The organism is Klebsiella sp. 1SOBk5mer (assembly GCF_046603115.1).
Taxonomy (GTDB): Bacteria; Pseudomonadota; Gammaproteobacteria; order Enterobacterales; family Enterobacteriaceae; genus Klebsiella; species Klebsiella quasipneumoniae.
Genome location: NZ_JBKIUU010000010.1, coordinates 44,892 through 62,808 on the forward strand (window position 1 = coordinate 44,892; position 17,917 = coordinate 62,808).

Here is a 17,917-nt window from a genome sequence, read left to right on the forward strand (position 1 = left end):
CCCCTTTAAACGCTTTTCGACAACATTTTTCTGTGGGTATGGATCGACATCACGATACCAAACCCGGCCATCAATACGATCAGGGCGGAGCCCCCGTAGCTCACCAGCGGCAACGGTACGCCCACCACCGGTAAAATACCACTCACCATACCAATATTTACGAAGACATAAACGAATAAAATCAACATTAAACCACCGGCCATGACCCGGCCAAAGGTGGTCTGCGCCTGGGCGGCGATCCACAGTCCGCGCATGATCAGCAGAATATAGAGCGCCAGCAGGATCAGCACGCCAATCAGGCCCAGCTCTTCGGCGAGAACGGCAAAGATAAAGTCGGTATGGCGTTCCGGCAGAAACTCCAGCTGCGACTGGGTGCCGTGCAGCCAGCCTTTGCCGCGCAGACCGCCGGAGCCAATGGCAATTTTAGACTGAATAATGTGATACCCCGCGCCCAGCGGGTCGGTTTCCGGATCGAGCAGCATCATCACGCGCTGGCGCTGATAGTCGTGCATCAGGAAGAACCACAAAATCGGGATAAAGGCGGCGACCAGCACCACCGCAATGCCGATCAGGCGCCAGCTGAGGCCGGAGAGGAACAGCACAAACAGACCGGAGAGGGCGATCAGAATCGAGGTCCCGAGGTCAGGCTGCGCCGCCACCAGCAGCGTCGGCAGGAAGATCAGCACCAGGGCAATACCGGTATTCTTCAGCGAAGGCGGGCAGACGTCGCGGTTAATAAAGCGCGCCACCATCAGCGGCACGGCGATTTTTGCAATCTCCGACGGCTGAAAGCGGACGATACCGAGATCCAGCCAGCGCTGCGCCCCTTTGGAGATGGCGCCGAAGGCGTCGACGGCCACCAGCAGAATAATACAGAAAATATAGAGGTAGGGCGCCCAGCCCTCATAGACCCGCGGCGGGATCTGCGCCATGACGATCATGATCACCACGCCCATGGCGATCTGGCCGATTTTACGCTCCATCATGCCGACGTCCTGACCGCTGGCGCTCCAGATAACCAGCGCGCTGTAGGTCAGCAGCGCCAGCAGGATCAGCACCATAGTGGGATCGAGATGGATCTTATCCCACAGCGATTTTTTGTTCGGATTATCCGTCATTATTGATCCTCCCCTGCGGTTACCGCCGGGTTTTCGCTTGGCAGCGTGGTGTTATTATCGCCCAGCATGATGTGATCGAGGATTTGGCGCATAATCGTACCGACCGCCGGGCCGGCACCGCCGTTTTCCAGGATCATCGCCACGGCAACCTGCGGGTTGTTATAAGGCGCAAACGCCGTCATCAGTTTATGGTCACGCAGACGCTCAGAGATTCGGTGCGCGTTATAGGTTTCGTTGGCCTTCAGGCCGAACACCTGGGCGGTACCGGACTTGGCCGCGATTTTATACGGCGCGCTGGCGAAATATTTGTGCGCGGTGCCGTTGCCGCGGTTGGCCACGCCGAACATGCCGTCTTTGGCGATTTCCCAGTAGCCGGAATGGATGTCGCCTACCGGCGGCTCATGAGGCTGGACCCACGGAACGGGCTTGCCGTCTTCCACGGTGCTTTGCAGCAGGTGCGGCACTTTCACCACCCCGTCGTTAATCAGGATCATCAGCGCTTTGTTCATCTGGATCGGCGTGGCGGTCCAGTAACCCTGGCCGATGCCCACCGGAATGGTGTCCCCCTGGTACCAGGGTTTCTTAAAGCGTTTGAGCTTCCATTCGCGGGTCGGCATGTTGCCCGAGCGCTCTTCGGCGAGGTCGATACCGGTATAGTGGCCGTAGCCGAACTTGCTCATCCACTCCGAGAGGCGATCGATGCCCATGTCATAGGCGACCTGATAGAAATAGGTATCCGCGGACTCCTCCAGCGCTTTGGTGACGTTCAGGTGGCCGTGGCCCCATTTTTTCCAGTCACGATAGCGTTTCTCCGAGCCGGGCAGCTGCCACCAGCCAGGGTCGAACAGGCTGGTATTGCGCGTGATCACCCCGGCGCTCAGCGCCGAGACGGCGACGTACGGTTTGACCGTCGATGCCGGCGGATAGACCCCTTGCGTCGCACGGTTGACCAGCGGTGTGTTGGGATCGTTGAGCAGGCCGGAGTAATCTTTGCTGGAGATGCCGTCGACGAACAGGTTCGGGTCGTAGCTCGGCGTCGAAACCAGCGCCAGAATGGCGCCGGTACGCGGGTCGGTGACCACCACAGCGGCGCGGCTACCGGCCAGCAGCGTTTCGATATACTGCTGTAGCTTGAGGTCGAGGGTGAGATAGATGTCGCGTCCGGCCTGCGGAGGCACCTCTTTGAGCTGACGAATAACGCGGCCGCGGTTGTTTACTTCAACCTCTTCGTAGCCGGTCTGACCGTGCAGGACGTCCTCGTAATAACGCTCAATACCCAGCTTACCGATGTCATGGGTCGAGGCGTAGTTGGCCAGTTTGCCCTCTTTATCGAGGCGGTCGACGTCTTTATCGTTAATTTTCGACACGTAGCCGATGACGTGCGTCAGCGCCGAGTTATAGGGGTAGTAACGGCGCTTGTAGCCTTTGACTTCCACGCCAGGAAAGCGGTACTGGTTGACGGCAAAGCGGGCCACCTGCACTTCGCTGAGGTTGACCTTGACCGGAATCGAGGTAAAGCGATGGGAGCGGGCGCGCTCCTTTTTGAAACCGGCGATATCATCGTCGGTTAAATCGACGACGTCGCGTAGCGCATCAAGCGTCTGCTGCACATTATCGACTTTCTCCGGCATCATCTCCAGCTGATAAATGGTGCGGTTAAGCGCCAGCGGGGTGCCGTTGCGATCGTAAATAATGCCGCGGCTCGGCGGGATCGGCACCAGCTTGATGCGGTTTTCGTTCGAGCGCGTCTGATAGTCGTCGAAGCGAACGATTTGCACATTGTACAGGTTGGCGATCAGAACGCCGGTAAGCAGCAAAATCCCCAAAAAAGCGACCAGCGCCCGGCGCACGAACAGCGAGGATTCAGCCGTATAGTCGCGGAAAGAATTCTGTAATTTCATTCGCTGCTCAGTCTACCCTGATCATCATTACTCACGGTGGTACGGATGGTTGGTGGTAATGCTCCACGCCCGATACAGGCTCTCGGCCACCAGTACGCGCACCAGCGGGTGAGGTAAGGTGAGGGTGGAGAGCGACCAACTCTGTTCCGCCGCTGCTTTACAGGCTGGAGAGAGGCCTTCCGGGCCGCCGACCAGCAAACTGACGTCGCGCCCGTCCTGTTTCCAGCGTTCCAGTTCGCGCGCCAGCTGCGGCGTATCCCATGGTTTACCCGGAATATCCAGGGTCACGATGCGGTTTTTACCGGCAGCGGCTAACATCATCTCGCCCTCTTTTTCGAGGATGCGCTTGATATCAGCGTTCTTGCCGCGCTTACCGGCAGGGATCTCCACCAGTTCGAACGGCATATCTTTGGGAAAACGGCGCAGATACTCGCTAAAGCCGGTCTGTACCCAGTCCGGCATTTTGGTGCCAACGGCCACCAGCTGCAACTTCACGCATTAACTCCAGAGTTTTTCCAGCTCGTACAGACGACGGCTCTCTTCCTGCATGACGTGAACCATCACGTCGCCGAGGTCGACGACGATCCAGTCGGCGGCGGCTTCCCCTTCAACGCCCAGGGGCAGCAAGCCGGCGGCGCGGGATTCCTGAACCACGTGGTCGGCGATGGACATCACATGACGCGTGGAGGTGCCGGTGCAGATAATCATGCAATCGGTGATGCTGGATTTGCCATGTACATCAATGGCAACGATGTCCTGACCTTTCAGGTCATCAATTTTGTCGATAACAAAATCCTGGAGTGCTTTACCCTGCAAGTGTTCCCCCTGGGTGCGTGAAGATTGATAATCATAAAGAGCCTGACAGTATACCTGAACTAATGAAAAAGTCGGGTGAAATGTCTGTCGGCAGGCGTTCGCGGCGGAGTATCATCCCATCCCTCGCCGAGGATTGCATCGCCATTTTTGTAAAACAATTTCTGCAAACCTGCTTTGGCGGATGCTGCCTGGCAGCGGAGAATAGCAGCCTGCTCTGGCCTGTCAATGGTTCGGCGGGAATTCTTCTTGCGGCTGCCAGACGGCCTGGCTATTTAATACCCGCAGGGTGGTGAAATCGTCGCGAATGTCGAGGAGACTCCAGGCGCCATGGGCTATCGGAAAGTGCCACATCGCCGCGGCGGGCATCTGCAACAGCAGGGCGGTCAGCAGGCTCAGGACGCCCTGATGGCCGACGATCAGCAGGTGGTCAAGATGGCGGCAGTCGGTCAGCGTGGGGGTAAACTCGCTGACGCGGCGGGCAAAACGCTGAAAGCTTTCGCCGTTGGTCGGGGCCGCGTGCTGCCAGTCAGCGCACCATGCGGCATAGTTTTCCGCATCTTCTCGCTGGAGGTCGCGATGATGGCGCATCTCCCAGTCGCCGAAAAACATCTCATTGAGCGCGGCATGGCATTCGCGCGGGATAGCGCGATCGCCAAGCAGCAGATCGGCCGTTGTCCCGGTCCGCGCCAGCTCGCTGCAGAAGACTTTATCGAAAGGCACCGCGCGCAGTCGTTCACCGAGCGCTCGCGCCTGAGCGACGCCGCGCGGCGTCAGGGGCGTGGGGGCGTGGCCGCTGTATAACCCGGCAACGTTAGCTTCGGTTTCGCCATGGCGAACTAACCACAATTTCATGAACAGGCTCTGACAGGCGTTGGAGAGGTGGCGTTACGATAGCGCTTTTTTCGCGCCAGGCCCAGCCCGGGGTCAGCAATAGAGACCCTGCTCGCGGATGTAGTCCAGCACCGCGGCCGGCAGCATCTCGGCGCAGGACTCGCCGCGCTCAAGGCGCTGGCGAATGATCGTCGCCGAAATATCGAACCACGGGGTCTCAGCCAGGTAGATCACGCCGGAAGGACGGTGATGCAAAGACTCCACGTCGTGGGTTAAATGGCGATCCAGCCAGCGCTGATCGGCCTCATGGGCCATGGTCAGCGGGTAACCCGGCCGGCGGCAGACAATCAGGTGGACATTGTCGAGGATGGTTTCATAGTTATGCCAGGTGGGAAAGGTGAGCAGCGAATCCTGGCCAATGATAAACGCCAGCGGCTTGTGCGGCCCCTGCTCCTGGCGCCACTCCTGCAGCGTTTGCGCCGTCCAGGAGGGGGTATCGCGCCGCAGTTCGCGTTCATCAAGCGTGAACAGCGGCTTATCGGCAATCGCCAGCTTCAGCATGTGCACGCGCTGGGCGCTGGTGGCTTCCGGCTGGGGACGGTGCGGCGGGACGTTATTAGGCATGATGATGACCTTGCTCAGGCCAATCTGATTCGCCAGGATCTCGACCGGCTTGAGGTGACCATAATGCACCGGATCGAAGGTGCCGCCATAGATTGCCTGTAAGTGAGTCATATCAACCATCAATAAAAACGTCCGCCAGGGCTTTGTGGCAGAGCAACAACGAAAGACTTTCCAGTTCGGGCCAGACGTCGTACCCGTAATCCTGTTTAAAGGTCAGTTCCGCGCGGGTCAGAAGGGTCACCGCCTGGCGCAGCTGTTCGCCGCTGAGTCGGGCGAGGGCGTCGCTGAGCAGCTGACGGCGGTTTTGCCAGACCCGATGTTTATCAAACAGCGAACGCAGCGGCGTCTGTGCCGACTGGCGCTTGAGGGTGACCAGCAGCAGCAGCTCCCGCTGTAGCGTACGCAGCAGGATCGCCGGCTCGCAGCCTTCAAGACGGAGCTGCTGCAGAACGTGCAGCACGCGCTTACTTTTACCTGCCAGTAGGGCATCGACCCAATGGTAAGGGGTAAAGTGCGCGGCATCGTTCACCGCCTGCTCAACGCGGGGCAGGGTCAGCTTACCGTCCGGCCAGAGGAGCGCCAGACGCTCCAGCGCCTGCGCCAGCGCCAGCAGATTGCCTTCGTAACAGTAGCACAGCAGCTGGCTGGCCGCGTCGTCGAGCTGCAGCTGATGCTGTTTGGCCCGCGCGGCCAGCCAGCGCGGCAGCTGCGCGTATTCCGGCGTCTGGCAGCTGACCTGGACGGCGCGCTGAGCCAGCGCGGTGAGCCACGCGGCATTCTCCTGGGCTTTGGTCAACTTACTGCCGCGAACGATCAGCAGCAGGTCGTCGTGCAGCAGACCGACCAGCGTCGCCAGCTGTTCGTTGATCGCCGCGTTGGGGCCGTTTTCCGGCAGGATCAACAGCAGGGTTTGCCGGCTGGCAAACAGGCTCATCGCCTGGCTTAAGGCGAAAAGCGCCTGCCAGTCGGTGCTGCTATCGATAGTGAAGGTGTGGTGTTCGGTAAAGCCCTGCGCGGCAGCGGCTTCGCGAATAGCGTCCTGGCTTTCCTGCAACAGCAGAGGATCGTTGCCAAGCAGCAGATAGGCCGCGCGCAGCCCTTCAGTGAGCTGCGCGCGGAGCTGTTCCGGGTACAACCGAATCATCATTGACCCAGCGTGGTGGAGACGCGGTTACCCGAGGACGCCGGCACGGTGCTGCCCGCGACCGGTTTTTCTTCCTGCTGGGTGGCTTCAACATCCGCTACCTGAACGCTTGGCAGTTTACGAATCAGCTGTTCCGCCGCTTTATCGTACATTTCCTGGATAATCATATCCTGCTCGGCGTCTTTGGCTAGCGCCGCCTGCGGGTTATCAAAGAACGAACGATAGACCTTGGTGGTTATCGGATAGATATCGTGACCCGGGATCAGGACGCTGGCATGAACGGTCATGACCATCTGATATTCCGCCGTACGACCGTCCTGGAACACCGATGCCGTATCTTTCTGAATCGACGATCCATCGAGGCGCAGAGAAGGGACATCTTTACGCAGCGTGCTGGCGTCGATCAGTTCCACGCCGTTAAGACGCAGCTGATTACGCACCGCGCGGCTTAACGGCCCGTTCGGATCGCTCGACTGGAAGATCATGGTTTTCATGGTGGTGGGCACCTTGGTAGTGCTACGCAGATGCCAGCCACAGCCGGCGGTGGCAAGCACCGCCAGAGATAACAACATTGTTACCAGATATCGCACGCTTCCTCCCGCGCTTAGCCAACGACCAGATTGAGCAGTTTACCCGGAACGTAAATCACTTTACGCACGGTTTTGCCGTCGAGATACTTCGCCACCAGATGCTCCTGGCCGGCGCGCTCGCGGACCTGCTCTTCAGTTGCGTCTACCGCAACGGTAATTTTACCACGAACTTTGCCGTTGACCTGGACGACGACGAGGGTGCTGTCTTCCACCATCGCGCTTTCATCTGCCACCGGCCACGGCGCGTTGTCGATATCGCCTTCACCGTTCAGCTCACGCCACAGGGTGAAGCTGGCGTGCGGGGTGAACGGGTTGAGCATACGCACGACCGCCAGCAGGGCTTCCTGCATCAGAGCGCGATCCTGCTCATCTTCCTGCGGCGCTTTCGCCAGCTTGTTCATCAGCTCCATGATCGCCGCGATGGCGGTGTTGAAGGTCTGACGACGACCGATGTCATCGGTCACTTTGGCGATGGTTTTGTGGATATCGCGACGCAGCGCTTTCTGATCTTCACTCAGCGCCGCCACGTTCAGGGCCGCAACGTCCCCTTTGGTGGTGTGTTCGTAGACCAGCTTCCAGACGCGTTTCAGGAAGCGGTTCGCCCCTTCGACGCCAGATTCCTGCCACTCGAGGGTCATATCCGCCGGGGAGGCGAACATCATGAACAGACGCACGGTATCCGCGCCGTAGCGCTCAACCATGACCTGCGGGTCGATGCCGTTGTTTTTCGACTTGGACATCTTGCTCATGCCGGTGTACACCAGCTCGTGGCCCGCCGCGTCTTTCGCTTTCACGATGCGGCCTTTTTCGTCACGTTCGACGATGGCGTCAACCGGGGAGACCCAGTTACGTTCGCCGTTTTCGCCCACGTAGTAGAAAGCGTCAGCCAGCACCATGCCCTGGCACAGCAGCTGTTTCGCCGGCTCATCAGAGTTGACCATGCCCGCGTCGCGCATCAGCTTGTGGAAGAAGCGGAAGTAGAGCAGGTGCATGATCGCGTGTTCGATACCGCCGATGTAGATATCGACCGGCAGCCAGTAGTTGGCCGCTTGCGAATCCAGCATCCCTTCCTGATACTGCGGGCAGGTGTAGCGCGCATAGTACCAGGAGGATTCCATAAAGGTGTCAAAGGTGTCGGTTTCGCGCAGCGCCGGCTGGCCGTTAACCGTGGTCTTGGCCCATTCAGGATCGGCTTTGATCGGGCTGGTGATGCCGTCCATGACCACGTCTTCCGGCAGGATCACCGGCAGTTGATCTTCCGGGGTCGGCAGCACGGTGCCGTCTTCCAGGGTGACCATCGGGATCGGCGCGCCCCAGTAGCGCTGACGGGACACGCCCCAGTCGCGCAGGCGGTAGTTAATTTTACGCTCGCCGACGCCCATGGCTGCCAGTTTGTCGGCAATGGCGTTGAAGCCCGCTTCATAATCGAGGCCGCTGAACTCGCCGGAGTTAAACAGCACGCCTTTCTCGGTCAGCGCCTGCTCCGAGAGATCTGGCTCAGAACCGTCGGCGGCGAGGATCACCGGCTTGATGTTCAGCCCGTATTTGCTGGCGAACTCGTAGTCGCGCTGGTCGTGACCCGGAACGGCCATCACCGCGCCGGTGCCGTACTCCATCAGCACGAAGTTAGCCGCCCATACCGGAATTTCTTCGCCGGTCAGCGGGTGGATAGCTTTAAAGCCGGTATCGACGCCTTTTTTCTCCATCGTCGCCATGTCGGCTTCCGCCACTTTGGTGTTGCGGCATTCGTCGATGAAGGTGGCCAGCGCCGGATTGTTGGCCGCAGCTTGCTGCGCCAGCGGGTGACCCGCAGCGACCGCCAGGTAGGTACAGCCCATAAAGGTGTCCGGGCGGGTGGTGTAGACGGTCAGCTTGTCGGCGTAATGGTTAACGTCAAAGGAGATTTCCACCCCTTCAGAACGGCCGATCCAGTTGCGCTGCATGGTCTTCACGGTGTCCGGCCAGTGGTCCAGCTTATCCAGATCGTTCAACAGCTCATCGGCGTAGGCGGTGATTTTAATAAACCACTGCGGGATCTCTTTACGCTCGACTTTGGTGTCGCAGCGCCAGCAGCAGCCGTCGATAACCTGCTCGTTGGCCAGTACGGTCTGGTCGTTCGGGCACCAGTTCACCGCGGAGGTTTTTTTGTACACCAGGCCTTTTTTGTACAGCTCGGTGAAGAACTTCTGCTCCCAGCGGTAGTATTCCGGGGTGCAGGTCGCCAGCTCACGGCTCCAGTCATAGCCGAAGCCCAGCATTTTGAGCTGGTTTTTCATGTAGGCGATGTTGTCGTAGGTCCACGGCGCTGGCGCGGTGTTGTTTTTTACCGCCGCGCCTTCCGCAGGCAGACCGAACGCATCCCAGCCAATCGGCTGCAGGACGTTTTTACCCAGCATGCGCTGATAGCGGGCAATCACGTCGCCGATGGTGTAGTTACGCACGTGACCCATGTGTAGTCGACCAGAAGGATAAGGAAGCATCGACAGGCAGTAATACTTCTCTTTGCTCTCGTCTTCAGTTACTTCAAATGTACGATTTTCGTCCCAGTGAAGCTGGACTTTCGATTCTATCTCTTCCGGGCGGTATTGCTCTTGCATGGCAGCCAGTGGTCCTGTTTTCAATACAGCTACAAAATGTAGCCAATGGATGTGTTATTTCAGATCGGCATAGCATAGCCCAAACGCCAACGTCAAAACAGCTTTTCGCACATTTATACAGAGATGAAAGCGGTGGAGAATATTTCACGACTCTGTGGCTTGGCTGGCAGAGCAATCCGCAGATAACGGCTATCATAAGAAGAAGTTAACCACACCGGAGGCGAAAAGATGAACAAGGTTGCTCAGTTCTACCGAGAGCTGGTGTCGACGCTCAGCGAGCGGTTACGCAATGGAGAACGTGATATTGATGCGCTGGTGGAGCAGGCCAGGGTCGAGATTAGCCAATCCGACGAGTTAACGCAGAGCGAAATCGACAATGTGATCCGCGCTGTTCGACGCGATCTGGAAGAGTTCGCCCTCAGTTATGAAGAGAGTCAGGATGAGCTGACTGATAGCGTCTTTATGCGGGTGATCAAAGAGAGTCTCTGGCAGGAACTGGCGGATATTACCGATAAAACTCAGCTTGAGTGGCGCGAGGTGTTTCAGGATCTCAACCATCACGGTGTCTATCACAGCGGTGAAGTGGTGGGGCTCGGCAACCTGGTCTGTGAGAAGTGTCATTACCATCTGCCGGTTTATACCCCGGACGTGCTGCCGCGTTGTCCAAAATGCGGGCACGATCAGTTCCAGCGTCGTCCGTTCGAGCCCTGATCGATCGGGCCCGGCGCTTAATGATTGCATCGGGCCCGATTAAAAAATATCTCTTCTGGCTTGATACTTATTCTTTTTTCACTAGGTTACGAGTTATCCTGGAGCATGACATGCAGCACATCGCAGGTATCATGGCATATTCTCTTGGGCAAATTAATTTGCAATAAGATGCTGGCGATCGCTTGCTAAAGGTGGGGGGGCTCCGCCTGATGCAAGGCGTTGTCAGTTGTGGTTAATCATTGGCGATGCGCTGTCACCAGCGCATCGCTTATGTTTAACGAATAGTATTTATTTCAGCATATTTATACTGCTGTTGCCCGCCCATGTCAGAGGCGTAGTTATGATAAGAATTGAGGACCAGTTTGTTAGCGGAAATAGAACCTTTACCGCAGGTTGACATATAGAAAAAGCCGCAGCGGTAGCCGCCATTTTTGACATTCCTGGTGCTCATCGTCAGGGTGCCATTAGCTTTAATAGTATTGTAGTTAGTGATGTCAGCATTTGTTTGGGTATACAGCGTCATATCGCCGTTTGCAGAAAGTTGGCCTTCATTAAGAATGCCGTTGACTGCGGTGATGTTTGAAGTATCCCCATCAATTGTTGCTCTGTTGCGAAGGTAATTACTCTCTATATTTAATGACTTCCCATAAATATAATAAACATTGTCTATCACATCACTTTTAATAGACAACGAGTTTTGACCAATAATATCACCTTCCTGATCCAGATTTCCGTTAGTGGTAATCGTTACATCATTACCGGAAATACGTCCAGTGTTATATATTAATCCCGAATTGACTTTATCATCCTTTATAGATTGCACGGTCAGAGTTGAATTGCCCTGGATCTCACCAGTGACTTTAAGTCTATCGCCGCTGAAGGCCACATTCGTAATATTGCCACGGATCGAACCGCCGTTGTCGATATTCACGGCGGACACAGCTAATTGGCCATCGGATCGGATATTTGAGCCATTGCGGGTAGTGATATTGCCATTGCTGGCTACGGATAATGCTTTAGTTCCGCTAATGTTGCCTGTATTAACGAGGTTACCCGTTGAGCTAATCGCTAGCACCTGGCTGCTGGAAATAGTTCCTTCATTGGTCAGGGCATCCATGCTGCTGAGTTGTGTAGCGTAAGCGGTACTATTAATCGTACCCGTATTTTTCATACTCAATGCTGAAACCATGTTTGTCATAAGACCGTTCCCGTTAATGGTCCCTTCATTAACCAGAGAACCATAGCTGGTCATGGCGAGCGCGGCATTTGAGGTAATAGTGCCTTTATTACGCACTCCAAGACCTAAGGTATTACCCACCATGCTAATACTATTGGCCTTGATACCGCCCAGGTTGCTGATATCAATGCTGTATTCTGGAAAGATCATCTGCATAACCGTTGCTGTTTTCCCAAGGGTAGCTATTTTCCCGGTCTTATTGTCAAATGTGAAGTTACCCGCACCTAATGTAGCATTGGAGGCAGTTACGCTGCCGTTAATCGCAATGGCATCCGCAAGCAGGGCGGCATAGTTAGTGGATGCGTTCATACCTTTATCACCGATGGTGATTTTCCCTTGCGTGACCGTATAGCTCTCAATTGCGCCGGTGTCGCTCAGGTTGACCTGGCCTGTGGTAAGTATTGCATTGTTGGTGTTGATAAAACTGCACCCGGAGCAGGTGATGCCGTTAGGGTTGGCGATAACGACATCGGCTTTTTGTCCGTTAACTTCGATAAAGCCCTGCAGATTACTCATTTTATTGGAGGTGACTTCATTTAAAATAACGGAAGCGCTGCCGTTGGTCAGATTATTATTCTTAGCGATATTACCGTGAGTGCTGTGGTTCACGTCGCTGGCGCTGTTGTTTAAAATAGTGCCGTTAGGGCCGACGTTGAATTCGCGATATAAGTTATGCGAGACGCCAGCGGCATTAGGCGCTTCGATATCAATAACATTTGCCCCTGATCTATGCGTATAGCTTGACGGATCGGCATAAACAACGGATGAACTTAGCGCTGCAGCCAGCGCAACATATGAAACCTTGAATTTAAACATGTAATTTATTCCTTTAAATAGTAAAAAATGAATCAGTAAATTGCAGTAATGTGCTGATGAAAACTAATACCTCCACTGTAATGAAAAGCCCATATTCATGGCATCGCTATGAAAGTCGTCAGGTTTACTGATGGGCGTGCCGATAAAAAAGTCATATTGCGTAGACGCTATTTCTCCGCGGACGCCGCCGACTGCGCCAGAAAGACTTTTTCCTTGCCTGGTGCGCTCGCTACCAATGATCCGGCCGAAGTCAAGACCAAGATATACCTGCCGGTCGGGGGTGGGAATATTCCAGCTAAAATCATTGCGCCAGTACCAGCCTTGATTGGCCGAAAGCGTATTTTCACCGTCAAAGCCGCGAACCGTCCAGCGATTGCCGATATTAAACTGGTTGTCCGAAGATAATCTATCCGGGCTGAACTGGGCATGGAAACGCGGCATCCAGCTAAACTTATCGCCGGTTGCGGCAAACTGCATTAAGGCCTGAATATCGGCGTGAACGATGCGCGAATGGCGGCTATATAAACCGGCTTTTTCCTCCGGCGTAGGCACGGAGCTGAGCCACGGCAGGCTGCGCTGAATACCTACGCTGGCGTCGACAATTTTATTGTTAAAATAGCGCTGGTGGCGCAGGGTAAATTCCCAGACAGGATTTTGTTTACGCATTACATGCAGCTCATCGCCGCCAAAAAAGTAGTGCGAACTGCTCTTTGCTATGCGCAGATCGGCGGTCGTTTTTTGTTGTCGGGTATGCGAAAGCAGGCGGCTAAGGGTCGCGCTGTAATAACGGTTTTTACTTTTATAGTCGATGTTTGACCATCTTCCTTTAAACAGCTGGCGGTACTGGCTGTAGGAGCCGTACAGGCTCAATGACCAGTAACCAAAAGGCACGGAGTAGTAAAGATTGCCGTTATGGTTGCCGTCGTTGTGCTGGTTGAATTCAACGTCGCCGCCTGCCGAGATGGAAAGAATATCGTTCAATGAAGATAAATCGTAAAGGTATAGCGCGCCGCCGCCCTGATAGCGACCGCTGGCGCGGCTGCCTGCGTCATCAAGCCAGGCGCCAACCTGCCACGGTTTATCCATTACCCGGGCGATTTCAATATCACTTTCGCCAATGTGTTCCCCGGGCCGCAGCTTCATATGGGCGCTGGCGCCAGGCAGCCGCTGCAGGTTAGCCATCCCTTGTTCAAGATCGCTGAGGCGCAGGATTTTACCGGTATGGGTGGGCATGGAGGTCCACAGGTTCGTCACGGCACTATTCGGCGCAAAATCAATATGCCCCGTTTTGCCATAAGTCAGCGTTATTTTGAGAATGCCCCCTTCTAGTGACTGAGAAGGGATATCGATCAGGGAAGTAATATACCCTTGCGTTATCAGTTCATTTTGTAAGGCGTTCGTCAGCAGGCGAATCCCTTCTATTCCGAGGCAATGGCCGGGCGCCTGGGCTGCGATCTTCCCGAGGAGGGCGGTGGTTTTTGCGTTGTCCTCGGAGGTAATATCAACTTTCGTGATATACCGACAGGTCGCTTCTTCGGGAAATATCAAGGTTTGCTTTTTCGTATGGGTACGAGAAGATTGGTATTGCTGCTGATGGGGCATTAATGCGCTTTCACGGGCTTTATCCTGTTCAACCTGGTTTACCGTTGCGGCCTCAATACCCGCCCAGGCGGTAAAGCAGGTGAGCAAATTTAAACACAAAATAATGGCCAGTCTGTTAGTGTTAGTCCGCATGAAGCAATATCCGTTTGTTTCATTGAGTAAGATTATAATTAATGGTTGTGCGCGGCATGAAATAGCCTGCGCGACGTATAGCAAGTCAATTGAAATATTATTTTCAAGAAATTTAAACTCACGGGGATTATTACAAGATGCCGTATGCTAACGATGACGTGGCGGTTAATCTATTCTACGGCCCCTGAATTCTTTGTGAAATTTTTACTTCACGTTGTGAAGCTGTCGCTTTGAGATGAAGCGATTGAAAAGGGGAGGGGCTGACAGGCGCGCACGGTGATATCGTGCGCGCCGCAGAAGTTAGTGCAGAATTTTGGCGAGGAAGTCTTTGGCGCGATCGGATTGTGGGTTAGCGAAGAACGCTTCTTTATCGGCGTCTTCGACAATCTTTCCTTCATCCATAAAGATCACCCGGTTGGCCACCTTGCGGGCGAAGCCCATTTCGTGGGTAACCACCATCATGGTCATCCCTTCGTTGGCCAGTTCCACCATGACGTCCAGTACCTCGTTGATCATCTCCGGGTCGAGCGCGGAGGTAGGTTCATCAAACAGCATGGCGATCGGGTCCATGCACAGCGCACGGGCGATGGCCACGCGCTGCTGCTGGCCGCCGGAGAGCTGCGCCGGATATTTTTCCGCATGCGCCGCCAGGCCCACGCGCTCCAGCAGCTTGAGACCCTTCTTGCGCGATGACGCTTTGTCACGATTGAGCACCTTAATCTGCGCCAGCGTCAGGTTGTCGATAATCGACAGGTGCGGGAACAGTTCAAAATGCTGAAACACCATTCCGACGTGCGAGCGCAGTTTGGCAAGATTGGTCTTTTTATCGTTAACCACGGTGCCATCGACGATAATCTGCCCCTGCTGCACCGGCTCAAGGCCGTTCACGGTTTTAATCAGTGTGGATTTACCGGAGCCTGACGGCCCGCAGACCACCACGACTTCGCCTTTTTTCACTTCCGTGGAGCAATCGGTCAGCACCTGAAAGTGACCATACCATTTTGAAACATTTTTCAGGGTAATCATTACACAGTCCTTTTCTTCAACCAGCTGACCAACAGCGAGGCGCTGAGGCTAATCACAAAATAGACGCCGCCCGCGAACAGGATCATTTCGACCTGGGTCCCGTCACGCTCGCCAATCGTCGAGGCGGTACGGAAGAAGTCGGCGAGGCTCAATACATACACCAGCGAGGTATCCTGGAAGAGGACGATCCCCTGGGTTAACAGCAGCGGCACCATGGCGCGGAAGGCCTGCGGCAGGATCACCAGCCGCATCGACTGCCAGTGGGTCATTCCCAGCGCCAGCGCGGCGCTCGACTGGCCGCGGGAGATGCTCTGGATGCCGGCGCGGATAATCTCCGAGTAGTAGGCGGCTTCGAACATCGAAAACGCCACCATCGCCGAGATCAGGCGAATATCCGTTTTCGGCGACAGTCCCAGCACGTTCTGCAGGAAGCCCGGGACAATCAGGTAGAACCACAGCAGAACCATCACCAGCGGGATAGAACGGAACACGTTAACGTAGGATTTAGCAAACCAGGCCAGCGGCAGAAAGCTGGACAGGCGCATTACCGCCAGCAGGGTGCCCCAGACGATACCGACCACGATGGCGATCACTGTGATCTTCAGGGTGATCACCAGCCCCGCCAGCAGGTAGGGCATGGAGGGAACGATCGAACTCCAGTCAAAATCGTACATTATTTGCCTCCCATATTGCCAGGCAGGCGAACCTTACGCTCGACCACATACATAATCAGCATAATCACCGCGTTGATGAAAACATAGGCCAGGGTGATGGCGGTAAAAGACTCCCAGGCATGAGCGGAGTAGTCCAGCAGTTTGCCCGCCTGCGCGGCCATATCGGCCAGACCGATGGTGGAGGCGATGGCCGAGTTTTTCACCAGGTTCATCATCTCCGAGGTCATCGGCGGCACGATAACGCGATAGGCGTTCGGCAGCAGCACGTAGCGGTAGGTTTGCGGCAGGGTCAACCCCATCGCCAGACCGGCGTTCTTTTGCCCGCGCGGCAGCGACTGGATAGCGGCGCGTACCTGCTCGCAGACGCGAGCGGCGGTAAACAGCCCCAGGCACAGCATCGAGGAGACAAAGAACTGAATGTTTGGGTCCAGCTCCGATTTAAACCACATGCCGATATTTTCCGGCAGGAATTCCGGCACCACCAGGTACCAGGTAAAGAACTGCACGATCAGCGGCACGTTGCGAAACAGTTCGACATAGCAGGTGCCAATCCCTGAGAGCAGACGATTGGGCACCGTGCGTAAAATACCGAACAGCGAGCCGACGAGAAAAGCGATGATCCAGGCCGAGATGGAGAGGGCGACGGTGATCTGAAAACCGCTCCACAGCCAGCCCAGGTAGGTAGTGTTGCCGAAGGGGGCCTGTTGCAGGAATATCCCCCAGTTCCAGTCTATTGACATACATGACTCCTGGAAAAAAAAGGGTAGCCATTGCTACCCTCGAAGACGGTTGTCCAGCTTGTTTCGGTATTCGCGGCGGCTGGGGAACGACCAGCCGCCGTATAGTCTGTCCGTGCTGTGACAATCATCGGGAGGGCAGGATATCCCGCCCCTGGTTGTTATAATTAGTTCAGTGCTTTGTCATTAGGTGATTTGAACAGCGCTTTCATGTCGTCCGACAGCTCGAAGTTCAGGTTAAGATTTTTTGGCGGAATCGGGTTTTTGAACCATTTATCGAACCACTTCGCCGCTTCGCCAGAGGTCTGGGCCTGGGCAACGGTTTCATCGACCAGCGCCTTGAAGGCCGGATCGTCCTTACGCAGCATGCAGCCATAGGCTTCTTTCGACTGCGCGGTGCCGACGATTTCCCAGTTATCCGGTTTCTTCGCCTTGGCGCGTTCGCCGGCCAGCAGAGCGTCATCCATCATAAAGGCCACCGCGCGTCCGCTCTCCAGGGTGCGGAAAGAGTCGCCATGATCTTTGGCGCTGATGATGCGCATATTCATTTTTTTCTCATCGTTCAGCTTATGCAGCAGGATCTCTGAGGTGGTCCCGGAGGTGACGACGACCGCCTTATCCTTCAGGTCCGGGAAATCTTTGATCGGGCCGCCTTTCTTCACCAGCAGACGAGTGCCGACGACGAAGATAGTATCGGAGAAGGCCGCCTGTTTCTGGCGCTCGAGGTTGTTGGTGGTTGAGCCGCACTCGAAATCAAAGGTGCCATTCTGCAGCAGCGGGATACGATTCTGCGAGGTAACCGGGATCAGTTTGACCTGCAGATCGGGTTTGTTCAGTTTTTTCTTGATGGCATCGACGATGGCGTTGGAGTAGTCCTGAGAGTAACCCACAACCTTCTGTTGGTTATCGTAGTAAGAGAAAGGGACGGAAGATTCGCGATGGCCGACAACGATAACGCCGTTTTTCGCGATTTTATCCAGAGTGCTCTGGCCAGCCGCCGGGGCAGCATCTTCCGCCTGCGCCAGACCAGCGGTCATTCCCATTACCAGCATTGCCGTGGCCAGTTTACGTAATTGCATATCCAACTCCTTATCCGCAGCGTCACCGACGCTATTGATACCCATTGTGATTGTGTGTGTTGTTATTGGGGGCACGCATCCACGTGCCGCATTTGTATGTGTTTGTTAGCATTTAGTTTGGCTTAATGTAAAGATTTTGCTGTTTTATTGTTTATTTTTGCGAAGCGCTCCGCACCAATCGGAGGCAAATATCTTCCATTGCACCAAAATAGCGCGACCGCCGATCGTTTATGGTGCAACCCGGTTGCACTGGGCCAGAGGACGGCGCTACCCGATTAAATA

General features: G+C 55.4%; 16 protein-coding genes. 1 reads left to right on the forward strand and 15 read right to left on the reverse strand.

The window, feature by feature from the left end:
- Nucleotides 1-5: 5 nt before the first annotated feature.
- The 9 genes from mrdB to leuS form a co-directional block, all read right to left on the reverse strand.
- On the reverse strand, nt 6-1,118 hold the full coding sequence (gene mrdB, locus ACLH1U_RS20175) for a peptidoglycan glycosyltransferase MrdB (RefSeq protein WP_004885876.1): 1,113 nt from the start codon (nt 1,116-1,118) through the stop codon (nt 6-8).
- Nucleotides 1,118-3,019 carry a peptidoglycan DD-transpeptidase MrdA gene (gene mrdA / locus ACLH1U_RS20180; RefSeq protein WP_023288833.1) on the reverse strand — a complete coding sequence of 634 codons (1,902 nt, stop codon included), beginning with the start codon at nt 3,017-3,019 and terminating at the stop codon, nt 1,118-1,120. The genes mrdB and mrdA overlap by 1 nt, the downstream gene beginning before the upstream one ends.
- Before the next feature lie 27 nt (nt 3,020-3,046).
- Nucleotides 3,047-3,514 carry a 23S rRNA (pseudouridine(1915)-N(3))-methyltransferase RlmH gene (gene rlmH, locus ACLH1U_RS20185; protein WP_002894620.1) on the reverse strand — a complete coding sequence of 156 codons (468 nt, stop codon included), beginning with the start codon at nt 3,512-3,514 and terminating at the stop codon, nt 3,047-3,049.
- Nucleotides 3,515-3,517: 3 nt separating this feature from the next.
- The gene (rsfS, locus tag ACLH1U_RS20190; RefSeq protein WP_023288834.1) at nt 3,518-3,835 is read right to left on the reverse strand and encodes a ribosome silencing factor; all 318 of its coding nucleotides are present in this window, start codon (nt 3,833-3,835) and stop codon (nt 3,518-3,520) included.
- Nucleotides 3,836-4,057: 222 nt separating this feature from the next.
- Nucleotides 4,058-4,687, reverse strand: a complete 630-nt coding sequence (locus tag ACLH1U_RS20195; protein ID WP_023288835.1) for an adenosylcobalamin/alpha-ribazole phosphatase — start codon at nt 4,685-4,687, stop codon at nt 4,058-4,060.
- Between the two features lie 72 nt (nt 4,688-4,759).
- Nucleotides 4,760-5,410: a nicotinate-nucleotide adenylyltransferase gene (nadD, locus tag ACLH1U_RS20200; protein WP_032455122.1), complete on the reverse strand. Its 651-nt coding sequence runs from the start codon at nt 5,408-5,410 to the stop codon at nt 4,760-4,762.
- Nucleotides 5,403-6,434 (reverse strand): DNA polymerase III subunit delta, encoded by a 1,032-nt coding sequence (gene holA, locus ACLH1U_RS20205; protein WP_032428664.1) that lies wholly within the window; start codon nt 6,432-6,434, stop codon nt 5,403-5,405. Before holA ends, nadD begins: the two co-directional genes overlap by 8 nt.
- Entirely contained in the window at nt 6,434-7,024 is a 591-nt protein-coding gene (lptE, locus tag ACLH1U_RS20210) for an LPS assembly lipoprotein LptE (RefSeq protein WP_411299425.1), read from the reverse strand. The genes holA and lptE overlap by 1 nt, the downstream gene beginning before the upstream one ends.
- A 14-nt stretch (nt 7,025-7,038) precedes the next feature.
- A complete protein-coding gene (leuS, locus tag ACLH1U_RS20215; protein WP_044521615.1) occupies nt 7,039-9,621 on the reverse strand; it encodes a leucine--tRNA ligase in 2,583 nt (860 codons plus the stop codon).
- Between the two features lie 228 nt (nt 9,622-9,849).
- On the opposite strand from leuS, the gene ACLH1U_RS20220 reads away from it, so the two are divergent.
- On the forward strand, nt 9,850-10,332 hold the full coding sequence (locus tag ACLH1U_RS20220; protein ID WP_032455125.1) for a zinc ribbon-containing protein: 483 nt from the start codon (nt 9,850-9,852) through the stop codon (nt 10,330-10,332).
- Nucleotides 10,333-10,606: 274 nt separating this feature from the next.
- Here the strand turns inward: ACLH1U_RS20220 and ACLH1U_RS20225 are convergent, their stop codons facing one another.
- The 6 genes from ACLH1U_RS20225 to ACLH1U_RS20250 form a co-directional block, all read right to left on the reverse strand.
- On the reverse strand, nt 10,607-12,385 hold the full coding sequence (locus ACLH1U_RS20225) for a filamentous hemagglutinin N-terminal domain-containing protein (protein ID WP_101861812.1): 1,779 nt from the start codon (nt 12,383-12,385) through the stop codon (nt 10,607-10,609).
- Between the two features lie 63 nt (nt 12,386-12,448).
- Nucleotides 12,449-14,119, reverse strand: coding sequence for a ShlB/FhaC/HecB family hemolysin secretion/activation protein (locus tag ACLH1U_RS20230; protein ID WP_105490815.1), 1,671 nt, complete (start codon nt 14,117-14,119; stop codon nt 12,449-12,451).
- A 300-nt stretch (nt 14,120-14,419) separates the two neighbouring features.
- On the reverse strand, nt 14,420-15,145 hold the full coding sequence (locus tag ACLH1U_RS20235) for an amino acid ABC transporter ATP-binding protein (protein ID WP_032455128.1): 726 nt from the start codon (nt 15,143-15,145) through the stop codon (nt 14,420-14,422).
- Nucleotides 15,145-15,819 carry a glutamate/aspartate ABC transporter permease GltK gene (gltK, locus tag ACLH1U_RS20240; protein ID WP_002894707.1) on the reverse strand — a complete coding sequence of 225 codons (675 nt, stop codon included), beginning with the start codon at nt 15,817-15,819 and terminating at the stop codon, nt 15,145-15,147. Before gltK ends, ACLH1U_RS20235 begins: the two co-directional genes overlap by 1 nt.
- The gene (locus ACLH1U_RS20245; RefSeq protein WP_032455129.1) at nt 15,819-16,559 is read right to left on the reverse strand and encodes an amino acid ABC transporter permease; all 741 of its coding nucleotides are present in this window, start codon (nt 16,557-16,559) and stop codon (nt 15,819-15,821) included. Before ACLH1U_RS20245 ends, gltK begins: the two co-directional genes overlap by 1 nt.
- Before the next feature lie 164 nt (nt 16,560-16,723).
- Complete coding sequence (locus ACLH1U_RS20250) at nt 16,724-17,635, reverse strand: amino acid ABC transporter substrate-binding protein (protein WP_023288842.1); 912 nt, start codon at nt 17,633-17,635, stop codon at nt 16,724-16,726.
- Between the last annotated feature and the right edge of the window lie 282 nt (nt 17,636-17,917).